Source organism: Lactococcus garvieae (assembly GCF_016027715.1).
In the GTDB taxonomy this organism is placed as follows: Bacteria; Bacillota; Bacilli; order Lactobacillales; family Streptococcaceae; genus Lactococcus; species Lactococcus garvieae_A.
The window spans coordinates 52,094-74,901 of sequence record NZ_CP065691.1; the positions used below are offsets into that span (position 1 = coordinate 52,094).

At 37.0% G+C, this 22,808-nt stretch carries 26 protein-coding genes and 1 riboswitch; of the genes, 23 read left to right on the forward strand and 3 right to left on the reverse strand.

Going from position 1 to position 22,808, the window contains the following annotated elements; all coding sequences use genetic code 11:
- From I6G50_RS00430 to ribE (I6G50_RS00455), 6 genes are all read left to right on the forward strand, one after another.
- On the forward strand, nt 1-963 hold the full coding sequence (locus I6G50_RS00430) for a ribonucleotide-diphosphate reductase subunit beta (protein WP_197908847.1): 963 nt from the start codon (nt 1-3) through the stop codon (nt 961-963).
- A 14-nt stretch (nt 964-977) separates the two neighbouring features.
- Nucleotides 978-1,928, forward strand: coding sequence for a class 1b ribonucleoside-diphosphate reductase subunit beta (nrdF, locus tag I6G50_RS00435; RefSeq protein ID WP_003135144.1), 951 nt, complete (start codon nt 978-980; stop codon nt 1,926-1,928).
- Between the two features lie 66 nt (nt 1,929-1,994).
- Nucleotides 1,995-2,111, forward strand: a riboswitch (FMN riboswitch).
- A 205-nt stretch (nt 2,112-2,316) separates the two neighbouring features.
- Complete coding sequence (ribD, locus tag I6G50_RS00440; RefSeq protein ID WP_420028276.1) at nt 2,317-3,384, forward strand: bifunctional diaminohydroxyphosphoribosylaminopyrimidine deaminase/5-amino-6-(5-phosphoribosylamino)uracil reductase RibD; 1,068 nt, start codon at nt 2,317-2,319, stop codon at nt 3,382-3,384.
- The gene (gene ribE, locus I6G50_RS00445) at nt 3,384-4,025 is read left to right on the forward strand and encodes a riboflavin synthase (protein ID WP_003135142.1); all 642 of its coding nucleotides are present in this window, start codon (nt 3,384-3,386) and stop codon (nt 4,023-4,025) included. Before ribD ends, ribE (I6G50_RS00445) begins: the two co-directional genes overlap by 1 nt.
- A 9-nt stretch (nt 4,026-4,034) precedes the next feature.
- On the forward strand, nt 4,035-5,237 hold the full coding sequence (locus I6G50_RS00450; RefSeq protein WP_197908848.1) for a bifunctional 3,4-dihydroxy-2-butanone-4-phosphate synthase/GTP cyclohydrolase II: 1,203 nt from the start codon (nt 4,035-4,037) through the stop codon (nt 5,235-5,237).
- Between the two features lie 42 nt (nt 5,238-5,279).
- Nucleotides 5,280-5,747 carry a 6,7-dimethyl-8-ribityllumazine synthase gene (gene ribE / locus I6G50_RS00455; RefSeq protein WP_197908849.1) on the forward strand — a complete coding sequence of 156 codons (468 nt, stop codon included), beginning with the start codon at nt 5,280-5,282 and terminating at the stop codon, nt 5,745-5,747.
- Nucleotides 5,748-5,987: 240 nt separating this feature from the next.
- Here ribE (I6G50_RS00455) and I6G50_RS00460 read toward each other — a convergent pair whose 3' ends face one another.
- Nucleotides 5,988-6,401 carry an organic hydroperoxide resistance protein gene (locus I6G50_RS00460; protein WP_081165165.1) on the reverse strand — a complete coding sequence of 138 codons (414 nt, stop codon included), beginning with the start codon at nt 6,399-6,401 and terminating at the stop codon, nt 5,988-5,990.
- A gap of 109 nt (nt 6,402-6,510) precedes the next feature.
- On the opposite strand from I6G50_RS00460, the gene I6G50_RS00465 reads away from it, so the two are divergent.
- Together I6G50_RS00465 and I6G50_RS00470 are read left to right on the forward strand one after the other, a co-directional pair.
- On the forward strand, nt 6,511-6,951 hold the full coding sequence (locus tag I6G50_RS00465) for a MarR family winged helix-turn-helix transcriptional regulator (protein WP_003135138.1): 441 nt from the start codon (nt 6,511-6,513) through the stop codon (nt 6,949-6,951).
- Nucleotides 6,952-7,442: 491 nt separating this feature from the next.
- Nucleotides 7,443-7,799, forward strand: a complete 357-nt coding sequence (locus I6G50_RS00470; RefSeq protein ID WP_042753119.1) for an ArsC/Spx/MgsR family protein — start codon at nt 7,443-7,445, stop codon at nt 7,797-7,799.
- Between the two features lie 352 nt (nt 7,800-8,151).
- Here I6G50_RS00470 and I6G50_RS00475 read toward each other — a convergent pair whose 3' ends face one another.
- On the reverse strand, nt 8,152-8,751 hold the full coding sequence (locus I6G50_RS00475; protein ID WP_003135136.1) for an ATP-dependent Clp protease proteolytic subunit: 600 nt from the start codon (nt 8,749-8,751) through the stop codon (nt 8,152-8,154).
- A 187-nt stretch (nt 8,752-8,938) separates the two neighbouring features.
- On the opposite strand from I6G50_RS00475, the gene I6G50_RS00480 reads away from it, so the two are divergent.
- The 9 genes from I6G50_RS00480 to I6G50_RS00520 all read left to right on the forward strand — a co-directional run bounded on the left by I6G50_RS00480 (nt 8,939) and on the right by I6G50_RS00520 (nt 15,347).
- The gene (locus tag I6G50_RS00480) at nt 8,939-9,316 is read left to right on the forward strand and encodes a VOC family protein (RefSeq protein WP_197908850.1); all 378 of its coding nucleotides are present in this window, start codon (nt 8,939-8,941) and stop codon (nt 9,314-9,316) included.
- Between the two features lie 62 nt (nt 9,317-9,378).
- Nucleotides 9,379-9,909, forward strand: coding sequence for a hypothetical protein (locus I6G50_RS00485; protein ID WP_197908851.1), 531 nt, complete (start codon nt 9,379-9,381; stop codon nt 9,907-9,909).
- A 171-nt stretch (nt 9,910-10,080) separates the two neighbouring features.
- Nucleotides 10,081-10,479 (forward strand): transcriptional regulator Spx, encoded by a 399-nt coding sequence (spx, locus tag I6G50_RS00490; protein WP_003135131.1) that lies wholly within the window; start codon nt 10,081-10,083, stop codon nt 10,477-10,479.
- A gap of 176 nt (nt 10,480-10,655) precedes the next feature.
- The gene (locus tag I6G50_RS00495; protein WP_003135129.1) at nt 10,656-11,426 is read left to right on the forward strand and encodes a TatD family hydrolase; all 771 of its coding nucleotides are present in this window, start codon (nt 10,656-10,658) and stop codon (nt 11,424-11,426) included.
- Nucleotides 11,420-11,971 (forward strand): ribonuclease M5, encoded by a 552-nt coding sequence (gene rnmV, locus I6G50_RS00500; RefSeq protein ID WP_197909388.1) that lies wholly within the window; start codon nt 11,420-11,422, stop codon nt 11,969-11,971. The genes I6G50_RS00495 and rnmV overlap by 7 nt, the downstream gene beginning before the upstream one ends.
- Nucleotides 11,968-12,894: an ABC transporter ATP-binding protein gene (locus I6G50_RS00505; protein WP_197908852.1), complete on the forward strand. Its 927-nt coding sequence runs from the start codon at nt 11,968-11,970 to the stop codon at nt 12,892-12,894. The genes rnmV and I6G50_RS00505 overlap by 4 nt, the downstream gene beginning before the upstream one ends.
- Nucleotides 12,887-13,657, forward strand: coding sequence for an ABC transporter permease (locus tag I6G50_RS00510; protein ID WP_003135123.1), 771 nt, complete (start codon nt 12,887-12,889; stop codon nt 13,655-13,657). The genes I6G50_RS00505 and I6G50_RS00510 overlap by 8 nt, the downstream gene beginning before the upstream one ends.
- Nucleotides 13,658-13,875: 218 nt before the next feature.
- On the forward strand, nt 13,876-14,763 hold the full coding sequence (rsmA, locus tag I6G50_RS00515; protein ID WP_081165148.1) for a 16S rRNA (adenine(1518)-N(6)/adenine(1519)-N(6))-dimethyltransferase RsmA: 888 nt from the start codon (nt 13,876-13,878) through the stop codon (nt 14,761-14,763).
- Nucleotides 14,764-14,765: 2 nt separating this feature from the next.
- Nucleotides 14,766-15,347, forward strand: a complete 582-nt coding sequence (locus tag I6G50_RS00520; protein WP_197908853.1) for a uracil-DNA glycosylase family protein — start codon at nt 14,766-14,768, stop codon at nt 15,345-15,347.
- A 97-nt stretch (nt 15,348-15,444) separates the two neighbouring features.
- On the opposite strand, the gene I6G50_RS00525 is transcribed toward I6G50_RS00520, so the two are convergent.
- Nucleotides 15,445-15,894: a GNAT family N-acetyltransferase gene (locus I6G50_RS00525; protein ID WP_197908854.1), complete on the reverse strand. Its 450-nt coding sequence runs from the start codon at nt 15,892-15,894 to the stop codon at nt 15,445-15,447.
- A 107-nt stretch (nt 15,895-16,001) separates the two neighbouring features.
- On the opposite strand from I6G50_RS00525, the gene I6G50_RS00530 reads away from it, so the two are divergent.
- The 6 genes from I6G50_RS00530 (at nt 16,002) to I6G50_RS00555 (ending at nt 22,807) form a co-directional block, all read left to right on the forward strand.
- Nucleotides 16,002-17,123 carry an AI-2E family transporter gene (locus I6G50_RS00530; RefSeq protein ID WP_003135118.1) on the forward strand — a complete coding sequence of 374 codons (1,122 nt, stop codon included), beginning with the start codon at nt 16,002-16,004 and terminating at the stop codon, nt 17,121-17,123.
- A 46-nt stretch (nt 17,124-17,169) separates the two neighbouring features.
- Entirely contained in the window at nt 17,170-18,498 is a 1,329-nt protein-coding gene (locus I6G50_RS00535) for a hemolysin family protein (RefSeq protein WP_003135117.1), read from the forward strand.
- A 142-nt stretch (nt 18,499-18,640) separates the two neighbouring features.
- Complete coding sequence (locus I6G50_RS00540) at nt 18,641-20,101, forward strand: DHA2 family efflux MFS transporter permease subunit (RefSeq protein ID WP_197908855.1); 1,461 nt, start codon at nt 18,641-18,643, stop codon at nt 20,099-20,101.
- A 65-nt stretch (nt 20,102-20,166) separates the two neighbouring features.
- The gene (gene pflA / locus I6G50_RS00545) at nt 20,167-20,961 is read left to right on the forward strand and encodes a pyruvate formate-lyase-activating protein (RefSeq protein ID WP_197908856.1); all 795 of its coding nucleotides are present in this window, start codon (nt 20,167-20,169) and stop codon (nt 20,959-20,961) included.
- Between the two features lie 137 nt (nt 20,962-21,098).
- The gene (locus I6G50_RS00550; RefSeq protein ID WP_003135114.1) at nt 21,099-22,043 is read left to right on the forward strand and encodes a manganese-dependent inorganic pyrophosphatase; all 945 of its coding nucleotides are present in this window, start codon (nt 21,099-21,101) and stop codon (nt 22,041-22,043) included.
- Nucleotides 22,043-22,807 carry a DUF1803 domain-containing protein gene (locus tag I6G50_RS00555; protein WP_197908857.1) on the forward strand — a complete coding sequence of 255 codons (765 nt, stop codon included), beginning with the start codon at nt 22,043-22,045 and terminating at the stop codon, nt 22,805-22,807. Before I6G50_RS00550 ends, I6G50_RS00555 begins: the two co-directional genes overlap by 1 nt.
- The last annotated feature ends 1 nt before the right edge of the window (nt 22,808 follow it).

Here is a 22,808-nt window from a genome sequence, read left to right on the forward strand (position 1 = left end):
ATGAGTAAGAAATATTTATATTATAAAGCAATTAACTGGAATGAAATTGAAGACGAGTTAGATAATGCAACTTGGGAAAGAGCGACCTCTCTCTTTTGGTTAGATACGCGTATTCCAATAGAGAATGATAAAGAAAAATGGAACAATTTAAGTACAGAAGAACAAAATTTACTTAATAAATCATTGATTCTTTTAACTAATTTGTCCACGTTTCAGTCTATAGAAGTATGTGAAGTAATCCGTAATAGTGCGCGCTCACAGCAAGAGGTAGCAATTTTTAATAATATTCAGTTTACTGAAATGGTAAATACAAAAGCATATAACAAGGTTCTCAGAGTCTTTAATAACAATCAAAAACAGGTGGATGAATTATTCACATGGGTAGATAACAATGAAAAAGTACAAAAGAGACTTGAGACGGTTGAAGCTGTATATCGGACAAATGATCCAATTAAAAAAAGGTTTTCAGCCCTATGTGTGGAAGGTATTTTAGTTTATAGTCAGTTAGCAAACTTATTGTCTTTTTGGGTTGAAAAAAAGTTTGTTAATTTAGGTGAGATGATTAAAATGATTATCTTAAATGAATCACTTCACTGTATTTACTTGACACATAAAATTACACTTTTACTGGAAACAGCTAGTGAAGCAGATGCGGCTCATTTTAGGAAATGGGCTCTGGAACAAACTATTTTAACAGTCAATCAAGAAATAGAACTGATTTCAATTACTGGCCTTAATAATTATTTAAAAAACATAGCTATTAATTTAATTAAAAATGAAGCAAATACTGTTTTAAGTAGCTTAGGAATAGAGGAACACTTTTCAGTGTCAGAATCTACCTTGAAAAATATTTATCCAGTATTGAATAGAATAAGAAAACATGATCTAACTCCGCAAAATGTAAAGCAAGTAAAACAAGTAGAATTAGAAAAAGTGATGTCAGACGATGACTATGATTTTTAGGAAGGGGTTATAATATGTTATATAAAACAATGAATTGGCAGACTGTAGAAGACGAATTTGATGAATATGTTTGGGATAAGGCAACAGCTCAATTTTGGCTTGATACGCGCGTTCCTGTATCTAGTGATTTGTTGGACTGGAAGAGCTTATCTCCAGTAGAGCAAGAAGTAGTAAAAAAGGCAGTTGGAGGGTTAGCCCTACTTGATACTCTTCAGTCAGAAGAGGGAATATATGCCATCAAGAAAAATGCTAGAACACAAAAAGAGTTAGCTGTATTAAGTGACTTTACATTTATGGAATCCATCCATGCCAAGACTTATGGTACTATTCTAATCTCTCTAAATACTTTTAAAGAAATTGACGAAATATATGATTGGATGAATAACGATCCCTATATGCAATTTAAAGCTGAAAAAATAAATGAAGTATACCAAAATGGTACACCTCTAGAAGTTAAAGTAGCGAGTGTATTTCTTGAAGGAATTCTTTATTATAGTAATTTCTTTACGCCACTATGGTACAGAGGTTCTAATAAACTTTCAAATTTAGCGGAGCTAATAAAACTCGTTATTCGAGATGAATCTGTACATGGTACTTACCTCGGTTATAAATTTCGACAGGATTTTGCTGAGTTAAACCTAGAAGAACAAGAAGCGTTCAAGATCTGGATGTACAACTTTTTAGATATACTAATGGAAAATGAATTTGAATATACAAAGCAGCTTTATGGAAAAATTAACTTAGATGATGATGTCATGACTTTTGTTAAATACAATGCAAATAAAGCATTACAAAATATGGGTTTTGATGCTTACTATAAAGATGTGTTACCTAGTGATGTGAATCCTATCGTTATGAATGGAATATCAATTGAAACAGCAAATCATGACTTTTTCTCTCAAGTCGGGGCAGGATACTTGATGGGAGATGCAGAAGCCATGCTTGATGATGATTATGATTTTTAATAGACATACTATATTTTTAATTATTGAAATAAAAAAAAATAAATGCTACAATAAATTTACAATTGAATAAATCTTCAGGGCAGGGCGAAATTCCCTACCGGCGGTAAAGCCCGCGAGCTGCTTGCAGCAGGATTCGGTGAAACTCCGAGGCCGACAGTATAGTCTGGATGAGAGAAGATATAGAACCATAATATTTTAGAAGTATTATGCTTATTTAGCCTTTAATTCTGGAGTGAAAGACAATTTCACTCCATTTTTTTTAGGATTTTTAAGCTCTTTTGATGCTACCAAAATATGGAAATATATTAATTTTATTAAAACACCTGGGAGTTTATTCCAGGTGTTATTTTTTTGGAAAGAGGCAGTAGTGAAAGATAAAGAATATTATATGAAGCTTGCTTTAGAGTTAGCAAAAAAGGGAGGAGGTATGGTAAACCCTAATCCTCAAGTAGGAGCAATTATTGTAAAAAATGACAAGATTATTGGAGAAGGGTACCACGAACAGTACGGACAAGCTCATGCTGAAAGGTCTGCACTCTCTTCATGTATTGAATCACCTCAGGGAGCAGACATGTATGTGACCTTAGAGCCTTGTGCCCATCAAGGAAGACAACCTCCTTGTTTCAAAGCAATAATAGACAACAAAATAAAAAGAGTAATTATAGGTTCTCTTGATCCTAACCCCCTCGTTTCGGGGAAAGGTCTTTCTCAACTAAAAAAAGCAGGCATAGAAGTGATTGGCCCCGTGCTAGAGAAAGAATGCAAAGAAATCAATCAAATTTTTTATCATTTTATAACCCACCAAACGCCTTTCGTTATGATGAAGTATGCAATGACTTTGGATGGGAAAATTTCGACAGTTGCGGGAAAATCCAAGTGGATCACAGGGGAAAAAGCAAGAGAGAAAGTTCATATGGATCGTGCGCGTTTCATGGGAATAATGGTAGGAGTAGGTACCGTAATAGCTGATAATCCCAAGCTTACAAATAGGGGAACAAGCTTGAAAAATCCTATCCGGATTATCTGCGACACGGGATTGAGGACGCCTATTGAATCAGAAGTTGTAGCCACAGCTCACGAGTTTCAGACCATTATTGCGACTTCTGTTAAGGATCTAAAAGCACACCAGCCTTATATCAGTAAAGGATGCAAAATCATAACAGTTTCTAAGAAGAAGGGAAGATTAAATCTAAAAGAACTTATGAAGAAGCTTGGAGATGAGTTGATAGACAGTATTATCTTGGAAGGAGGAGCGAGTCTTAATGCCTCAGCTCTAGAAGAGGGAATTGTCCATAAAATACAGGCTTATATTGCACCGAAAATATTTGGCGGCAGTACGGCTAAGACTCCTGTTGGAGGAGAAGGAATAACTTTTCCTGAACAAGCCACTCAATTTAAAATAACGAGTATAACTCAATTTGGAGAGGATATTTTATTAGAAAGTGAGAAAGTTTGATGTTTACAGGTATTATTGAAGAGATGGGAAAGGTAGTGAGTATTTCACATCATGCTAAATCATCAAAGATAACAATCAATGCCAAAAAAATATTTCATGATTTAGCTTTAGGGGATAGTGTATCGACCAATGGAGTTTGTTTAACCGTCAGTTCATTGACAAATTCACAATTTACGGCAGACATAATGTCTGAGAGTTTAAAGCGTTCTAACCTTGGCAGTTTAAGGGTGGGGAATTTAGTCAATTTAGAGAGAGCGATGCCCATGAATGGAAGATTTGGGGGGCATGTTGTTTCGGGTCATATTGATGGAGAGGGCAAGATAACGAAGATAAAAAAAGAAGCCAATGCTACTTGGTATACAATTGAAGCTCAGAACAATATTATGGATTACGTTGTGGAGAAGGGTTCAATAGCAATAGATGGTATCAGCCTTACCATTGCAAGCTTGACTCCTTCTAGTTTTAAAGTTTCAATGATACCTCACACTATTTCCAATACAATCTTTAAAGATAAAAAAATAGGTGATAAAGTAAATCTAGAAAGTGATATATTTGCCAAATATATTGAAAAATTTATTTTCAATGACAACTCGAAAAATGAAAGGATGACAAAAACTAAACTTACACAATTTGGTTTTTAGGGGAGAAGAATGATTAAATACAGTTCAATTGATGAAGCAGTGGAAGCCTTGAAGAACGGTGAGCTTATAATTGTTTCTGACGATGAAAATCGGGAAAATGAAGGGGATTTGATTTGTGCTGCAGAATTTGCAACTACTGAAAATATTAATTTTATGGCAACGCATGCTAAGGGTTTAATATGTACACCGATGAGTGAAAGTTATGCAAAACGCTTGGATTTAGCTCCGATAGTGGAAAATAACTCAGATAACCATGGGACAGCATTTACGGCTTCTGTCGACTATATTGCTACGACAACAGGTATTTCAGCTGTAGAAAGAGGATTAACTATCCGGAAATTAATAGATGAAAATGCCAGCCCAAGTGATTTTAGAAGACCGGGTCATGTTTTTCCTTTAATTGCCAAAAAAAATGGAATACTGGAACGGAATGGCCATACCGAAGCTACTGTGGACTTAATGAAAATTGCCAATCTTAAAGAAGTGGGAGTTTGTGTTGAAATTATGTCCGAAGATGGTAGCATGATGACACAGAAAGAACTCCATGAAAAGGCCAAAGAATGGGGATTGAAATATATAACCATAAATTCCCTTCAAGAATACCGAAAGAAAAACGAAGAACTTGTGGAACTTGTCACAAAAGCTAAACTTCCCACAAAGTATGGAGAGTTCGATATATTAGGTTTCGTAAATAAATTAAACGGAGAGCATCATGTCGCTCTTGTGAAAGGAGAAATCGGAGATGGGAAGGATGTGCTTTGTCGAGTCCATTCAGAGTGCTTGACTGGTGATACTTTTGGTTCGATGAAATGTGATTGCGGAGAACAATTAGATGAAGCTTTAAAGCAGATTAGTGCTGAGAAACGAGGCATTTTACTTTATCTTCGCCAAGAAGGTCGTGGAATAGGCTTAATAAATAAGCTACGTGCTTATAGTTTACAAGACCAAGGTCTCGATACTATAGAGGCAAATTTGGCTCTAGGTTTCAAAGAAGACGAAAGAGAATATTATATTGGGGCACAGATGTTAAAAATGATTGGAGCATCTTCTCTGCGATTATTAACCAACAATCCCATAAAGATTGATAACTTATCTGAGTATGGCCTAAAAATTACTGAAAGAGTCCCTATCCAGATAAAAGAAAATATTTATGATGAGAACTATCTCAGAGTAAAGCAGCATAAAATGGGACATCTATTATCCTATAAGTAAGTCACATATAAAATATAAAAAGAAGAATAAGAGGAAATAAAAATGGTTAAATATGAAGGAAAATTAGTAAATAAAAATGCGAAATATGGAATTGTTGTTGCGCGATTCAATGAGTTTATAAATTCAAAACTTTTAGAGGGAGCATTAGACGCTCTTAAACGTCATGGTGTAGAAGATGAACAAATTGATATAGCCTGGGTGCCTGGAGCCTTTGAAATCCCTCTGATTGCACAAAAGATGGCTAACTTAGGCAAGTATGATTCAATTATATGCTTAGGAACAGTCATTAGAGGATCGACTTCTCATTATGATTACGTATGTAGTGAAGTTTCTAAAGGAATTGCCCATGTTTCATTAAACAATGATATCCCCGTTATGTTTGGTGTATTAACAACAGAAAATATAGAGCAAGGAATTGAACGTGCAGGAACGAAAGCTGGAAATAAAGGATTCGAGGTAGCTACTGGCGCGATTGAAATGGTTAATTTAATAAATGAAATTAAAAATTAAGAAAAAATGACATACAAAGATTTAAAATAGTGAGTAGAGCTAGTGGGAGTAGAAGTAAAAAATAACTTATAGACGTATTATAATAGATTTAATTTAAAGAAAAAAGACTTGCTGTAAACAAGTCTATGTAATCGTTTGAAGTTGGATAGCTGTATTTAATCCAAAAGACCACTTATGTGCTAAGTGTAGTGACTTCCAAAAGTTAGTCTAAAATCTAACGTTTGGAGGTTTTTTTTCGTTTTAGAATATATCGATTGTAACTTCGATATTACCTCTTGTAGCACGAGAGTACGGACAGGTTTCATGAGCCAGCTCTAGTAATTCTTTTGCTTCCTCAAAGCTCACACCTTCAATATGTCCTACGATATCCACACCTAGAACCACATCGGGAACGGCTCCTTGACTTAAGTTATAAAGAGAAACAGTTACCTCGATGATAGATTCTCCTTCAACATTTTTAGATTTCTTTACATAGTCTAAAGCACTGTTAAAACAGGCACTATAACCTGCGGCAAATAGCTGTTCTGGATTTGTCGCATCTACAGCTTTACTTCCTGGCGCCGCGATATCTAGCTTAAAGCTGTTATCGGGAGAGTGTACCTCACCATTACGCCCTCCTGTATTGATCATTTTAGTTGAAAATATTTTTTGCATTTCGTTACCTCTTTCTATTTTAGATTGTGTACAATTTAATTGTACTAAATATAGTTGCGTTTGACAAATATATGAAATCAGTTATAATAAAAATGTTTGGGAGGACATTATGAGTAATTCAATTTTAAACAAGGAACTTTGCTTTCAATTATATATTGCTTCCAAAGAAATTATAAAACAGTACAAGCCGTATCTGAAAAAGTATGATTTAACATATACAAGCTTTATTACCTTACTCGCATTAGAGGAGGGTATGACTGTAAATGAGTTAGGCGAGGAGTTGTATTTAGATTCGGGTACCTTGAGTCCTTTATTAAAGAAACTGGAACAAAAAGGGTATCTTGTCAAAAAACGCTCCAGCTCAGATGAGCGTATTGTCAAGTTGTTTTTAACCGAAGATGGAAAAAGACTCAAAATAAAACTTCCGGCCATTTCTATGGAGGTTGGTCAAGAGCTTGCAAAACAAAGTGAAGAAATTAATTATAATTCTTTGATTACGCAGTTAACTCAGCTTAATAGCATCATGAAAAGCATGAAACAAGAAGAGTGATAAACTTATTTTCAAAAATAATTAAAGTGTTCACTGATAACTTCTTTAAATGTCCATAATTTGGAAAGAAAATCTATTTAATAATAATATGGATTAACAATAGATAAAAGAAAAAACCGAGGACGAATATCTCCTCGGTCTTTTTTTCTTAAATTTATATCTTTGTAGTGAATAGAATGTTTATCAATAAAATTTGAGTTTTTTTGATACAAAGTGAATAATTAGTGCATATTTTCGTTAAAATACACTATAATATTCTTTTTATAGTATTTATTATATTATGAAAAAATATTTTTGTAAATCCTCAATTCAAAAGTAATCATAAAGACATTTTTTATTAACATAAAAGCGAGTAAACGTTTCTTTGAGGTAATATAATGTCCCATGTTCTCTACAAAAAACTCAAATTTTATGGAGAGTTTTTGACAGAATAGAAGAGGCAATGCCTTTTCTAGAAAAGAGTATTAAAATAAATTAAGAGGTGGGGTAATATGAGAACTATAATGGTTTATTATAGGGATAATTCTGAAGTATCTTTACAAGCGATAAAGTGGTTGAAGAGTCATAATTGTACTATACAGCTAAGAAAAATTAGCACTATTACTCACCGAGAAATATTTCAACTTATTTATCTTTCAGAATTAGATATACCAGATATTCTCAATAAGACAAACAAATTTTCCTTTTTCGCGCAAAAAAAGAAAAATAAGTTGAGTTGTTTACGCTTTAGCGATGGTCTATCCTTTTTAGAGCGACATCCCGAGTTACTTCAGGATCCTATCATTCTTTCCAACAAATATTCATTAATAGGTTTTAATGAGCAAAAAATACAAGGCTTTCTCCAATAAGATTGTAAAACAAAGTATCTAACTTTGAAGGAAGCTTATGTAGAAATGGAGAGCATAGTAGTACTTAACGCTCCCTAATTCAATCTTCATTTCCAAAATTAGGAATAGCAGCTTGTTTTTAAATAATAAGAACAAAAAACTACGTTGGTAAGGCGCAGTTTAGGGTTGAGTAATAAAAATCTGCTTTCGCATGTTGTATTATGTTACCTTTATAAATATAGCAAATAATACCCTAAGTTGTGTTAACCTATGATAACAAAAAGACGCATGGAAAATCTACTACTTGATGGAAATTAAAAAACTCCTAAGTTAGTTTAAAAGCTAACCTTAGGAGTTTTTATATTTTCCTACATTATTTCAAGCTATTTGCTTCCATGATTTCATCAATGAAACCATAGTCAAGTGTTTCTTGAGCAGTCAACCAGTTGTCACGTTCCGCATCGTCATGTACTTTTTCCAGTGTTTGACCAGAGTTTTCAGCCAAGATTTTTTCTAAAGTACGACGTGTTTTGAGCAGGTGTTCAGCAGCGATAGCCATATCTGTTTGTTGTGTACCACCACCAGTGCCACCCATAGGTTGGTGAATCATATATTCAGCATGTGGTAACATGAAACGTTTACCTTTTGTACCACTTGATGCAATGATTGTACCCATAGATGCGGCGATACCCATAACGATTGTTTGAACATCAGATTTGATGAAGTTCATTGTATCAACAATCGCAAGACCAGCAGAAACAGAACCACCAGGTGTGTTGATGTAGAGGTAAATGTCTTTTGTGCTGTCTTGGGCATCCAAGAAGAGGAGTTGCGCGATGATTGAGTTGGCCATACCATCCTCAACCTCACCAGTCAACATGATGATACGGTCTTTTAATAGACGGCTGTAGATGTCATAGGCACGTTCACCACGGCTTGATTGTTCGATGACAGTAGGTACTAAATATCCCATAGATAAATCTCCTTTTTCAATGTTTTATTCTATTATAAATCAAAGGTCAAAAAAGGTCAAAAAATAAGTACGGCCTTCCATTCATCATGCCTACAATAAAAAGAAGGGCTCAAAAAGAAAAATGTTCCAAATTCTGTAACAGAATCACACGAGATAATATATTATAATGAAGACAGGAGGCAAAAAGATGAAAATTGAACATATCGGTATCTGGGTGAAAGACCTTGAAGTGATGAAGAACTTTTATGAAACATATTTTGGAGCTGAGGCTGGACCAAAATATCATAATGTTAAAACAGGATTTACTTCTTATTTTATGAGTTTTGCTGAGGGCGCACGTGTCGAGCTCATGCATCGTGACGATATTCAGGAGTTACCTGTTGAAGCTTTAGGCTTTGCTCACCTTGCGGTACAAGTAGGAGATGAGCGTGAGGTTGATGGAAAAGCTGAAACCTTTTCGAAGAATGGGTTTGAGGTCCTCTCGGGTCCAAGAAGAACTGGAGATGGCTATTACGAGGCGATCATTCTCGATCCTGAGGGCAACCGTATCGAAATCACTGCCTAAAAGACTAAAAATTAATAAAGAAATATGTTTTAAAAAACTAGTCATTTTGTTATAATAATAGTATGAATTCAGAACTTATTATTTCTATGATTATTGCTATGATTGCAGGAGCTTGGCTCTTTATTGCGGGGATGTATATCTATAAACGTTATGATGAAAACCGTTATAAAAAACGTTTAGCGATAGAAAAGCTCTTGCGTGAGATTGAGGTTCGTAATACCTTAAACCAAAAGATTATCGAGATTTTGAACCGTCCGATTATTGGTGATGATGAAGCCATCATGAATCCAAGAAGTGATGTGAAGGTTCCTTTTTATGATTATAATTTTTTGAAAAATTACACTTCAATGTATAATCTGTACATTCCAGCCTATTTCTTGAGTACCTTTTTCAAAAATTTATCCCAGCATTTAGCTGTTTTTGAAGACGAACAAGACTTGAAAAATGGGGGTTATATTTTCAAAGATGCCCGTCCCATTTTTGAAAATTTTTCGGTCGAAATTACAGAGGATATTGAAGCTAAGAAAAAGGAACTGGAAAAAGCTAAAAATGTTTATCCATCTATGCTAAAACGCCAGTACTACAACATTTAAGTCCTTTCTAAAAATCTGTCCAATATGACAGATTTTTTAGAATAAAAAAAGAAAAGGGTCTTTTTTTTGTCTCCCAATTGTGCTATAATAGCAAATGCTAATGCCGCTAGGTATTATAAATATAAATCATGGATTTTTCCATATTGACACATTAATATAAAGGAGAGAGGGATGCTTACTATTTATACGGCCCCATCTTGTACAAGTTGTAAAAAAGCTAAAACTTGGCTTACTTATCACAATATACCATTTCAAGAACGTAACCTCATTGGCGACCCACTTTCAACAGAAGAAATTAGCCGTATTCTTGAGAAATGCGACGAAGGTGTTGAAGGACTTATTTCGAGCCGCAATCGTTTTGTTAAGACCTTAGGCGTTGATTTTGAAGATTTATCACTTTCAGCAGCAATCAAAATCATTTCAGAAAACCCGCAAATCATGCGACGTCCGATTATTATGGATGAAAAACGTCTACATGTAGGATATAATGAAGAGGAAATCCGTGCATTCTTACCACGTACAGTACGTATTTTAGAAAATGGTGGCGCACGCCTGCGCAGTGCAATCTAAAATCCAATGCAATTATTATAAGCACCAGCTGCAGGGTGCTTTTTGCTTTGCTTTTTTGTAGAATGTAAAAGCAAAGGGATCTCCATGTAGAAAATATCAAGAAGAGGGAAATATACTTTTGAGTGCAGCGGTTTTTCTAAGAGAAAATTTGCTTTGTTTTGCGTTATAATATAAGAATGGATATTTTTGATACGCACACGCACCTGAACTCAGATGAGTTTATTGGTAGAGAAAAAGAGATTGTTGCTCAAGCACATGACTTGGGCGTCAATCGCATGAATATTGTCGGAGTTGACCGAAAAACCAATGATTGGGCGCTGAAGCTTGCTTCAGAATTCGCCGAGTGCTATGCAACGATTGGCTGGCACCCTGATGAATGTGGGGGTTTTAATCAAGAAGCTGAAGCCTACTTACGAGAAAATCTGAAAAAAGAGAAAGTGTTGGCTGTCGGAGAGATTGGTTTAGACTATCATTGGATGGTGGAAACTAAGGAGCTCCAAGAAAAAAGCTTCCGCCGTCAGATTCAGATTTCAAAGGAGGCGGATGTTCCATTTGTCGTGCATACTCGTGATGCTTTGGAAGATACTTATGAGATTATAAAATCAGAAGGTGTGGGACCTCGCGGTGGGGTTATGCATAGTTTTTCTGGTAGTTATGAGGATGCTCAAAAGTTCATGGAGCTTGGACTGATGATTTCTTTTTCAGGGGTAGTAACTTTTAAAAAAGCCTTAGATGTGCAAGAAGCGGCTATGAAGCTGCCACTGGATAAGATTCTTGTGGAAACAGACGCTCCTTATCTCGCACCGATGCCTTATCGTGGGAGAGAAAACCAACCGGGTTACACCCGTTTTACTGCAGAAAAAATAGCGGAGTTACGTGGTATATCCTTGGAAGAAGTAGCAGAGCAAACTTATGCAAACGCTTTGAGGGTATTTGGTTTATCATGATAAAAGAAAAAATAGATAAGGTCATTGTTGTCGAAGGACGCGATGATACGACTAACCTTAAACGTTTTTATGACGTAGACACCTATGAAACGGGTGGAAGCAGTATTGACAACACAGACATTGAGCGTTTGAAGGTTCTTCAAGAAAAACGTGGAATTGTTGTTTTTACAGACCCAGACTTTCAAGGTGAACGTATCCGTAAAATCATCATGCAAGCTATCCCTGAGGCACAGCACGCTTTCCTCAAACGAGAAGAAGCGCGTCCGAAAGGAAAAGGCTCTCTCGGCGTAGAACACGCCAAGCACGAAGACCTGCAAAAAGCTTTAGGGGATTTGACGGGAGGTAAGGGTATCTTGCCTACAGTGACTCAAGCAGACCTCATCACATATGGTTTGATTCTTCGGCCGGATAGCCGACAACGGCGTGAATATCTCTGTGAAGAACTCCGAATAGGCTATGCAAATGGAAAGCAAATATTAAAAAGACTCAATATGTTTGGAATCCGATTAGAACAAATAAAAGAAGCAATGAAGGGCTATAAATGAAAAAAGCACTTGAAATAAAAAATTTAAAAAAAGTCTATGACTCAGGTACAGAAGCACTTAAAGGAATTGATTTAGTCGTTGAAGAAGGTGATTTTTATGCCTTACTTGGCCCAAATGGAGCTGGGAAATCTACAACTATTGGAATTATTACCTCGCTGGTCAATAAAACTTCGGGAACGGTTAAAGTTTTCGACTATGATATCGATAAAAATCTGGTCCAAGCCAAGCAACAACTTGGACTTGTACCTCAAGAATTCAACTTCAATCAGTTTGAAACTGTGCAACAAATCTTGGTGAACCAAGCAGGATATTATGGGGTTCCACGCAAAGAAGCACTTATCCGTTCAGAAAAATACCTGACACAGTTAGAACTCTGGGATAAACGGAATGACCGCGCGGGACGTCTTTCAGGTGGGATGAAACGCCGCTTGATGATTGCGCGTGCGCTCATGCATGAACCAAAACTCTTGATTTTAGATGAGCCGACAGCTGGTGTGGATATTGATGTCCGTCGTTCAATGTGGGAATTTCTTGCGCAGTTGAACGCTTCAGGCACAACGATTATCCTAACCACACACTATCTAGAAGAAGCCGAGATGCTTTGTCGAAATATCGGTATTATCCAGTCCGGACAAGTCATTGAAGATACCAGCATGAAAAATCTCTTGTCAAAATTACAATCAGAGACTTTTATATTGGACATCAAGACAAATGGTGCTATACCGCAGCTTAAAGGCTATGAAATGAACTTGGTTGATTCACAAACGCTGGAATTGAAAATCCAACGCAATCAAGGTATAAATGCAGCTTTTGAACAACTGACAGAACAGGGTGTTCAAGTTCTTTCTATGCGTAATAAATCCAATCGTCTAGAAGAACTTTTTGTTAAGCTTACCCATGAAGAGGAGAAAGAAAATGTTTAAACTCTACTGGACAGCAGGTAAATCCCTTGCTATCAAAGAGGTCACACGCTTCATGCGTATTTGGGTGCAGACTTTGGTACCACCTGTGATCACAACAACGCTCTATTTCATCATCTTTGGGAAGATGATTGGCTCACGTATCGGAGATATGCATGGTTTTTCATATATGCAATTTATTGTCCCTGGTTTGATTATGATGTCCGTCATCACGAGCTCATATGCGAATGTTTCATCAAGTTTCTTTTCACAAAAATTCCAAAAAAATATCGAGGAACTGCTGGTTGCACCAGTACCGACTCATGTGATTATTTTAGGCTTTGTGGCGGGTGGTAGTTTGCGTGGGATTTTTGTGGGGACTTTAGTTACGATTATTTCCCTCCTTTTTGTACCCTTGGTGGTGAATTCTTGGATTGTTATTATTGTTACTTTGCTCCTCACTGCCTTCCTTTTTTCATTGGCTGGTTTGCTGAATGGTGTATTTGCAAGATCATTCGATGATGTATCGATTGTCCCTACCTTTGTTTTACAGCCTTTAACTTATCTCGGTGGAGTATTCTATGCTATTTCCATGCTGCCTCCTATTTGGCAAGACATTTCGAAAGTGAATCCGATTGTTTATATGATTTCAGGCTTCCGCTATGGTTTCTTGGGCATTCAGGATGTTGCGCTATGGATTAGTTTACTCGTCCTTTTAGGCTTTGTGATTGTCCTTTATGCGGTATGTTATTATTTCATTGAACGTGGACGAGGTTTAAGATCGTAAAACTAAACTTTGTTTTTTACTTATTCTTTTATAAGTGAAAAACAAAGTTTTTTTATAATATTCACTCTCCTAACACCATGAGACGTGAACGCACAGACACAAAATCCCAAGGAGACTTTGCTAGAGTCTTATGTCTTACTCAGTGAAAAAATTTTATTTTCACTTCATCAGGTCATAATTACTGAATATCGTGTTATGGGTTGTGTTATAATAAAGCTATGACAATTTCAAACATCGATCGTATTTCAAATGTGATCCGTACGCAGGATATTCTGCGTCGGCACGACTTTAACTTTAAGAAAAAATTTGGTCAAAACTTTCTGACAGACCATAATATTTTAACCAAAATTACCGCAACAGCAGAACTCTCAGACCAAGTAAATGTGATTGAGATTGGACCAGGTATTGGTTCCCTGACCCAGTATTTACTTGAAGAGGCAGCGGAAGTCATGGCTTTTGAAATTGACAAGACCTTGATTCCCATCTTAGAAGAAACTTTGGCCCCTTATGATAATTTTCAGCTGGTGAATGCAGATGTCTTGAAAGTAGATATGCATGAGCATATTAAGAATTTCAAAAATCCCAACTTACCGATTAAGGTAGTTGCTAATCTTCCTTATTACATCACAACACCGATTTTGATGCACTTGATTGAATCTAAAATTCCTTTTACAGAATTTGTGGTAATGATGCAAAAAGAAGTTGCCGATCGTATTGCGGCTAAGCCAAGCACTAAAGCTTATGGTTCACTTTCGATTGCGGTTCAATACTATATGGAAGCACAGGTTGCCTTTACCGTTCCTCGTACTGTTTTTGTACCTGCGCCGAATGTTGACTCAGCCATCTTGAAAATGACACGACGTGAGCAACCGTTGGTTGCTGTCAAAGATGAAGATTTCTTCTTCAAAACAATGCACAGCACGTTTGTACACCGCCGCAAGACCTTGATGAACAATTTGCAGTCTGCTTTTGGTAAAGACAAGAAACCACAAATTACGGAACTTTTGGCTGAAGCTGAAATATCACCAACGATACGGGCGGAGGCACTTTCAATCCCTGAATTTGCCCGCTTAGCAGATGCTCTACTCCCTTTGAAAGAAGGATAAAAATGGATAAGCTGCCAGAAATTTTTCAAGCCATAAAAGATGACCCGCAAAATGAAAGCTATACGGCAAAAGGTATTGATCCCCTTTATTCTGTACATAAAGAGGCAAAAATCCTTATCGTAGGGCAGGCACCCGGTCTGCGTGCGCAAGAAAGTCGTCTTTTTTGGAATGATCCCTCAGGGGAAAGACTCCGTGATTGGATGGGGATTTCTTATGAGGAATTTTACAGCTCCAAGAAACTGGCGATTTTACCTATGGATTTTTATTTTCCAGGTAAAGGAAAATCAGGGGATCTGCCGCCACGTAAAGATTTTGCTGAAAAATGGCATAAGTTATTGATTGAGGAAATGCCAGAACTTGAACTGATTCTTCTGATTGGTTCTTATGCTATACCTTACTATTTAGACTTGCCGAAAAATATACGGACGACAGATATTATTCATGATTTTCGAAAATACTTACCTCGATATTTTCCTCTTGTACATCCTTCGCCACGTAATAATATTTGGTTACGTAAGAACCCCTGGTTTGAACTGGAAGTAATTCCTGAATTAAAAATGAGAGTCAAAAAACTCCTAGGTTAGCCCAAGGAGTTTTAGTTTAATTTAAGAAATTAACCCTATAATACAAATAAATAAAGAAAGCGTTCTCTCACGGTGAATAGGAGAACGCTTATTTTTTTTAAGCAAGTTTATCATAAATCATTGTGATATGATCAATCCCTGCTTCTTCAAAAACTTCACCTTGCGCTTCAAAGCCAAACTTATCATAGAGACCTTTGGCACTCAGCTGCGCATGGAGGGTAAGAAGGGTAATGCCTGCGCCCTGTGCAAAGTCAAGCAGACTTTGCATCAGGAGATTTGCATAGCCCTTGCCACGCACTTCTTTTAAGACAGCCATACGCTGAACAACAGCTTTGGTCTTGTCGTCAGAGTCCACCAACAGGCGTACAGTGGCCAGAGCCTCGCCGTTTTCATAACCGACAAAATGCACCGAGTGTGCCTCATCGATCGGGCTTCCAACTTCAAGTTCAAAAGGAACACCTTGTTCCTTAACAAAAACTGTATTACGAATGCGCAGCGCGTCACAGTAAATTTCAGACATGGTATCACGGGTTTGCTTAATTTGCATAAATTTTCTCCCAAAATCTTGAATTTGCGTAAAAATCTTATTTCAATTATAATATAAATAGCGTTAAAAAAAAAGAAAGGGCTTCTTTGAGCCCTTAGTAGGATATTATGTTTAAAAATAGCAAACTATTTTTCTGGACAATTGAATTTTTAGCAGTGGCGTTGCTTATTTTTATGCTTATGCAACTGGACTTCCTTTTCCAACCTGTCAAGACACTATTGGCTTTACTCTTCATTCCCTTTATTATAGCTGGATTCCTTTATTATATTTTTAAGCCAGTAGTTACTTTTATAGAAACACGCTGGAAGGTCAAACGTTTTTTTGCAATCTTGATTGTTTTAATCAGCTTATTTGGTATTGTGATATGGAGCATCGCTTCAATTATACCGAATATTGTTTCACAGCTGACCAGCTTGATTAATGCAAGTACAAAAGCCTTTCCAGAGTTTCGTGACTGGATTGAATCTTTACAAAATGACCCACGCTTTTCTACTTTTTACCATCAGCTGGATGTGAATGGTATGATTAGTAATATCAACCTGTCTTATACAGACATTTTGAATAATCTTCTTAAAAATCTAACGGGCAGTCTAGGAAGTATCGTAAGTATTATTTCATCAGTAGTCATGGTGGCTATTTTAGTACCTATCCTGCTTTATTATATGCTTAAAGATGGTGAAAAGTTGTTGCCTTCTTTGAAACGTACAATTTTTAGAGAAGATCCACTTGGTTTCGTTGAACTTTTAGAAAAGATGAATGCAACAATTTCGCGTTATATTTCGGGTGTTGCATTGGATTCGCTTTTGGTCTTTATCTTTGTCTTTGTGGGCTACATGATTTTTGGGATTCCTTACGCTTTCTTGTTCGCAAGCTTCTCAGCGATTACAAACTTGATTCCCTATGCGGGCCCATATATTGGTGTTTTACCTGTCATCTTCACTTTAGCATTCACACAGCCCTGGACAGCAGTATTAGCAGTAGCTTATGTGTTGATTCTTCAACAAATTGACGGAAATCTTGTTTATCCCAAAATTGTGGGGAATGCGGTCAAAGTTCACCCCGTAACGGTTATGATTCTCATGTTAGTATCTGGTAGCCTCTATGGGATTCTAGGGATGATTGTTGCTGTCCCCGTTTATTCGCTCGTCAAAGAACTTATGAAATTTCTTGGAGGCTTATGGAACAACCATCGTGAACAACAAAAGAAAAAATTATTTCAAAATGATTAAACTATGATATAATAGTTCTCATAATTACTAAAAAATAGGAGTAAAAATGGCACACCCTGACCCCGAGAGCACCTCGGTAATTTTACAGATTTTATTACTTGTTTTTCTTACAGCTTTGAATGCATTTTTCTCAGCAAGTGAGATGGCACTCGTTTCTTTATCACGTTCACGTGTAGAACAAAAGGCGAGCGAAGGCGATGAAAGTTATCAATACTTACTTGGTGTAATTGATAACCCCACACATTTCTTGTCAACAGTTCAAGTCGGAATAACCTTCCTGAATATCGTGGCTGGGGCAAGTTTAGCGGATACTTTAGCTGCTCAACTGGCACCCTTGTTTGGGGATACAAGTTTTGCACAAACATTGAGTAAAATCATTATCTTGGTTATTTTGACTTTCTTTACGATTGTCTTTGGGGAACTTTTCCCTAAACGTATTGCTCAAGCCCTTAAAGAAAAGGCTGCTTTGAAGATGGTTCGACCATTGATGGCTGTCGGTGTTGTATTGAAGCCCTTCATTTGGCTTTTGACAATTACTATCAATGGCTTGGCGAGAGTTTTCCCTATCAAATTTGATAGCAGTGACGACGATATGACACGTGATGAAATCGAGTATCTTGTTCACACAGACGAAACCGCTTTGGATGATTCAGAACGTGAGATGATTACCGGGGTTTTCAGTCTTGATGAGCTTGTTGCACGTGAAATTATGGTTCCTCGTACAGATGCTTTCATGATTGATATTAATGATAATCCACGAGAAAATATCGAGAAAATGCTGAGTGAGTCTTATTCACGTGTACCTGTATACGATGATGACAAAGACAATATCTTAGGGATTATTCATACTAAACGTATTTTGGCGCGTGGTTTTGCGGATGGCTTTGACAATATTGACTTCCGTGAAATGCTCCAAGAACCTTTGTTTGTACCAGAAACGGTATTCGTAGACGACTTGATGCTACAGATGCGTAACTCCCAAAATCAAATGGCTATTTTGTTAAATGAGTACGGTGGAGTCGAAGGGATTGTTACCCTCGAGGACTTAATCGAAGAAATTGTCGGTGAGATTGAAGACGAAAAAGACATCGCCGAAGCGGAAGTTCACAAGCTTAGCGAAAACATGTATGTTATCCAAGGTAAAATGACCATCAACGATTTCAATGATGAATTTGGTACGCATCTCATAAATAATGATGTAGATACCATGGCTGGCTTCTTCCTTTCCGAAACGGGCCAGATCCCTGAAAAAGGGCAGCAAGTTATGTGTAAAATTGATAAGGAAGAAGATCACTTCTCTCTTACCAGTCTAGAAGTAGATGGCAACCGAATATTGAAACTTCGTGTGGAATTTGATATCGAACTTCCCGAATAAAATAAAAAAAGGACTGATGGCTATCAGTTCTTTTTTGATAAATTCATGTCTCCTGATCTAGAGAAATCTTACTTTTAGTAACTTTCTTAAAAATCTGTGATAAAATGAAAAGGATATTATGATAAAGGATACAGGAGGATATATGAAAAAGAAAGAGCATTTGGCTATTGTTATAGCTATTTTTATTGCGACATTTATGACATCTGTTGAGGTAACCATTGTCACGACAGCCATGCCGACGATTATTTCTCAGCTGAAAGGGCTAGAGCTGCAAAGCTGGGTCTTCGCTATTTATTTGCTTATCTCCGCTATTGCAACGCCTATCTATGGAAAGCTCGCAGATAATTTTGGACGAAAGAATATCTTTATTTTTGGACTTGTTTCTTTTGTAATTGGGTCTGTACTTTGTGGTTTTGCACCAAATATGTTTATATTGATAGTTTTTCGGGCAGTTCAGGGTATAGGTGCAGGAGCAGTCATGCCTCTAACTTTTACTATCATTGCCGACTTGTTTGACTTTGAAGAACGTGCAAAAATTATGGCACTTAATAATACAGCTTGGGCCATATCTGCCCTAGTCGGGCCACTCTTAGGGGGGTGGATTGTCGATACGCTTGGCTGGCATTGGGTCTTCTTTATCAATGTTCCTTTAGGTTTGATTACCATTTTACTGACGGTCTTTGGCTATAAAGATGTGCACGCAAAAACAGCAAAGCAACCGATGGACTGGCTCGGTATTGCCTCACTGTCTGTTTTACTCGTTTCTTTACTACTGATGTTTCAAGAGATGTCCGCCACTGTGATCAATTGGATGATGGAAGCTCTCCTCTTATTCTTGATTATTGCTGCAAGTACCGTTTTCCTTCGTACGGAAAAGAAAGCTGCTGACCCTCTTTTTAATTTAGAAATGTTTAAAAATCGTACGTTTACCGTTCAAATCCTTATTTCAATGTTGTTAAGTGGCTGTTTAATTGCTTTTAATATCTATTTCCCAATATGGCTCCAAGCTATTTACCGTGTACCTGCCTTTGTTGCTGGGCTTGCCTTAACGCCTACATCATTATTTTGGATGATTACAAGCTTTTTTGTGGGTTTCCTCTTGCGACATTTCGCTCCCAAACGACTATACACTGTTTTGGTAGGTCTTCTCGTTCTTGTATATATTCCTTTGGTAATATCTAGTGTGACTTTTCCTATTGAAGGTTTCTATGTTATTTCTGCTTTCACAGGAAGTGTTATGGGTGTTATTCTTTCAACTACGACACTTTTGGCACAAAAAATGGTTCCTGCTGAAATGGTAGGACAAGCCAGCTCTCTCATCGTCCTCGGAAGAACCTTGGGCCAAGCGATGATGACGGGCATTTTAGGCTTAGCTTTCTCTCTAGGTATCAACTCAGGACTGAGTAAATTTCCAGAAGTGAATTTTACCAATGTCAATGAATTTATCAGTACAGCTTCAAATGTCGTTATTCCTGAAAAAATCCATGGACAGTTAGAACAAATAGTGCTCGGTGCATTGCATAATGTCTTCTTTTTGGTCTTGTTATTATGTGTGGTTACATTTGTTGTAAATATGTTTGATGATGGGAAGCTAAAAGCTTAAAAAGCATTTGATAATAAGTGAAATTTGAGGTATGATAAAGGCATACTTAAAAAGAGGAATAGCTCATGACTGATATAAATATTGAAGAAGCAAAAAAAGTAACAGGCGTGATTCACTCTACAGAGTCATTCGGTTCTGTAGACGGACCTGGAGTACGTTTCATTGTCTTTATGCAAGGTTGCCAAATGCGTTGCAAATATTGTCATAATCCCGATACTTGGGCCTTGAAAAATGCCAAGGCAACGACCCGAAGAGTTGAAGATGTTATGGAAGAAGCTTTGCGTTTCCGTGGCTTCTGGGGTGAAAAAGGGGGGATTACAGTATCTGGTGGTGAAGCCATGCTGCAGATTGACTTTGTTATTGCCCTTTTCCAATATGCTAAAAGTTTAGGGATTCATACAACTTTGGATACTTCAGCGCGTCCTTATAAAACGGATGATTATATCACTTCCCGTATTGACGAATTGCTTGAAGTTACTGACCTTGTTTTGCTTGACTTGAAAGAGATTGATTCAAAACGTCATAAAGCTTTGACTGGTCATCCTAACGAAAACATCCTCGAATTTGCACGTTACCTTTCTGATAATGGTCAAGCGATGTGGATTCGTCATGTTCTGGTTCCGGGAGAAACAGACATAGACGAAGACCTAGAAAAGCTGGGGGAATTTGTTAAAACTTTGGATAATGTTTTGAAATTCGAAATCCTTCCTTATCATACGATGGGCGAGTTTAAATGGCGTGAACTGGGATGGAAATACCCACTGGCAGGAGTAAAACCCCCAACAAAAGATCGTGTCTCAAATGCTAAATCAATCATGGGCACAGAAACTTACCAAGATTATTTAGAAAGAATCAGATAAAAAAAGAGAAAGCCAATTGCGGCTTTTTTTTGTTTAAAAAAGTGAGATATTTTTAAGTGGCTTGTTTTGAAATCGTGCGTAAACCTTCTTTTTTTGGTATAATGAGACAAATATAAATATAATAATGAGGTAAAGAAATGTCGGATAAAATTTTCGTCTTTGGTCATCAAAAACCAGACACAGACGCAATCGCATCATCTTATGGTTTTTCATACTTGAGCAATAATCGCCCAGTTGGCGCTTTGAATACAGAATGTGTAGCTTTAGGCACACCAAATGAAGAAACACAATTTGCCTTAGATTACTTTGGAGTGGAAGCGCCACGTGTGGTAACTTCGGCGGCTGAAGAAGGCGTAGATACAGTTATCCTAACTGACCACAACGAGTTCCAACAATCAATTTCAGATATTGCGGATGTAAATATCTTTGGTGTGGTGGATCATCACCGTGTTGCTAACTTCAACACAGCTTCACCATTATTCATGACAATTGAGCCTGTGGGTTCAGCTTCATCGATTGTCTACCGTAAGTTTCTTGAAGCAGGAGTAGAGATTCCCCGTGAAATTGCTGGTCTCTTACTCTCAGGTTTGATCTCAGATACATTGCTTTTGAAATCACCAACAACACACGCAACTGACCATAAAGTTGCAGAAGAATTGGCTAAAATTGCTGGTGTAGATCTTCAAGAATACGGTATGGCTATGTTGAAAGCTGGTACTAACTTGGATGATAAATCAGCAGATGAACTCATCGATATTGATGCGAAAACATTTGAACTTAATGGTAGTCGCATCCGTATCGCTCAAGTAAATACAGTTGAAATCCAAGATGTACTTGCTCGCTTACATGATGTCAAAGTTGCCATCAAGAAAGCAATGGAAGTTGAACATTATGATGACTTTGTCTTCATGATTACAGATATCGTTAATTCTAACTCAGAAATTGTCGAAATCGGTAGCCACAAAGACAAAGTTGAAGCAGCTTTCCACTTTACGCTTGAAGACGACCATGCTTTCTTGGCTGGTGCTGTTTCACGTAAGAAGCAAGTTGTTCCACAACTGACTGAAGAGTTTAACAAATAATGCCTATTCGCGTTTTTAATGAAAATAGGCTGACACGTCAGCCTTTTTTCTTAAGCTTGATTAATTATTTGGAGCTACAGGAAGATGTAACCCTGCGTCAGATTCATAAGGAGTTTGAGCAGGTCAAAAATTTAGATCGTCAAATAGACAGTTTTATTGCAGCAGGTTTTATCTGGCGTAAAGATAAACGTTATGGCAATAATTTTAAGGTATTTGCTGATGAGGATTTTGACTTGGTTTTGACCCAAGAAGAGCCAGCTGCCTACCGCTATGAAGAACCTTTCTTTATTGCAAAAGGGAGTCAACTGGAAAAAAGGCTTGACGAGTCAATTACCCAGCAGGAACTAAAAAATCAGACCAATGCGATTGAGTTACATTTTTCTAGCCGATATGATTTGTCTACCGATAGCTTGTTTAATTATTTTTATAAGGTGGCCAATAATTTGCCATTGACAGTGCTTGAGCAAGAAGTCTATCAAATTATGGGCGATGTTGACCAAGAATATGCTCTGAAATATATGACGAGTTTCTTGCTTAAATTTACGCGTAAGGACATCGTCAAAGCTCGTCCAGATATTTTTATTAGAGCTTTACAAAAGTATGGCTACATTGAAGCAGTAAGTGAGAAAGAATTTAAGTCTCTTCTTAAGTTCGATGAGGAAACTCAAATTAGAGAGGTCACCTTTGACCAAGCTCAAGACTTCATTGCTGCTCAAATTCAACAAACAAAGGTATTAAATAACTTTATTTCCATAGGAGGATAAG

What these genes read in the sequence shown, in the direction of transcription:
- I6G50_RS00430 (WP_197908847.1), top strand. Translation starts at nt 1, where the DNA reads ATGAGTAAGAAATATTTATATTATAAAGCAATTAACTGGAATGAAATT.
- nrdF (WP_003135144.1), top strand. Translation starts at nt 978, where the DNA reads ATGTTATATAAAACAATGAATTGGCAGACTGTAGAAGACGAATTTGAT.
- ribD (WP_420028276.1), top strand. Translation starts at nt 2,317, where the DNA reads ATGAAGCTTGCTTTAGAGTTAGCAAAAAAGGGAGGAGGTATGGTAAAC.
- ribE (WP_003135142.1), top strand. Translation starts at nt 3,384, where the DNA reads ATGTTTACAGGTATTATTGAAGAGATGGGAAAGGTAGTGAGTATTTCA.
- I6G50_RS00450 (WP_197908848.1), top strand. Translation starts at nt 4,035, where the DNA reads ATGATTAAATACAGTTCAATTGATGAAGCAGTGGAAGCCTTGAAGAAC.
- ribE (WP_197908849.1), top strand. Translation starts at nt 5,280, where the DNA reads ATGGTTAAATATGAAGGAAAATTAGTAAATAAAAATGCGAAATATGGA.
- I6G50_RS00460 (WP_081165165.1), bottom strand. Translation starts at nt 6,401, where the DNA reads ATGCAAAAAATATTTTCAACTAAAATGATCAATACAGGAGGGCGTAAT.
- I6G50_RS00465 (WP_003135138.1), top strand. Translation starts at nt 6,511, where the DNA reads ATGAGTAATTCAATTTTAAACAAGGAACTTTGCTTTCAATTATATATT.
- I6G50_RS00470 (WP_042753119.1), top strand. Translation starts at nt 7,443, where the DNA reads ATGAGAACTATAATGGTTTATTATAGGGATAATTCTGAAGTATCTTTA.
- I6G50_RS00475 (WP_003135136.1), bottom strand. Translation starts at nt 8,751, where the DNA reads ATGGGATATTTAGTACCTACTGTCATCGAACAATCAAGCCGTGGTGAA.
- I6G50_RS00480 (WP_197908850.1), top strand. Translation starts at nt 8,939, where the DNA reads ATGAAAATTGAACATATCGGTATCTGGGTGAAAGACCTTGAAGTGATG.
- I6G50_RS00485 (WP_197908851.1), top strand. Translation starts at nt 9,379, where the DNA reads ATGAATTCAGAACTTATTATTTCTATGATTATTGCTATGATTGCAGGA.
- spx (WP_003135131.1), top strand. Translation starts at nt 10,081, where the DNA reads ATGCTTACTATTTATACGGCCCCATCTTGTACAAGTTGTAAAAAAGCT.
- I6G50_RS00495 (WP_003135129.1), top strand. Translation starts at nt 10,656, where the DNA reads ATGGATATTTTTGATACGCACACGCACCTGAACTCAGATGAGTTTATT.
- I6G50_RS00505 (WP_197908852.1), top strand. Translation starts at nt 11,968, where the DNA reads ATGAAAAAAGCACTTGAAATAAAAAATTTAAAAAAAGTCTATGACTCA.
- I6G50_RS00510 (WP_003135123.1), top strand. Translation starts at nt 12,887, where the DNA reads ATGTTTAAACTCTACTGGACAGCAGGTAAATCCCTTGCTATCAAAGAG.
- rsmA (WP_081165148.1), top strand. Translation starts at nt 13,876, where the DNA reads ATGACAATTTCAAACATCGATCGTATTTCAAATGTGATCCGTACGCAG.
- I6G50_RS00520 (WP_197908853.1), top strand. Translation starts at nt 14,766, where the DNA reads ATGGATAAGCTGCCAGAAATTTTTCAAGCCATAAAAGATGACCCGCAA.
- I6G50_RS00525 (WP_197908854.1), bottom strand. Translation starts at nt 15,894, where the DNA reads ATGCAAATTAAGCAAACCCGTGATACCATGTCTGAAATTTACTGTGAC.
- I6G50_RS00530 (WP_003135118.1), top strand. Translation starts at nt 16,002, where the DNA reads ATGTTTAAAAATAGCAAACTATTTTTCTGGACAATTGAATTTTTAGCA.
- I6G50_RS00535 (WP_003135117.1), top strand. Translation starts at nt 17,170, where the DNA reads ATGGCACACCCTGACCCCGAGAGCACCTCGGTAATTTTACAGATTTTA.
- I6G50_RS00540 (WP_197908855.1), top strand. Translation starts at nt 18,641, where the DNA reads ATGAAAAAGAAAGAGCATTTGGCTATTGTTATAGCTATTTTTATTGCG.
- pflA (WP_197908856.1), top strand. Translation starts at nt 20,167, where the DNA reads ATGACTGATATAAATATTGAAGAAGCAAAAAAAGTAACAGGCGTGATT.
- I6G50_RS00550 (WP_003135114.1), top strand. Translation starts at nt 21,099, where the DNA reads ATGTCGGATAAAATTTTCGTCTTTGGTCATCAAAAACCAGACACAGAC.
- I6G50_RS00555 (WP_197908857.1), top strand. Translation starts at nt 22,043, where the DNA reads ATGCCTATTCGCGTTTTTAATGAAAATAGGCTGACACGTCAGCCTTTT.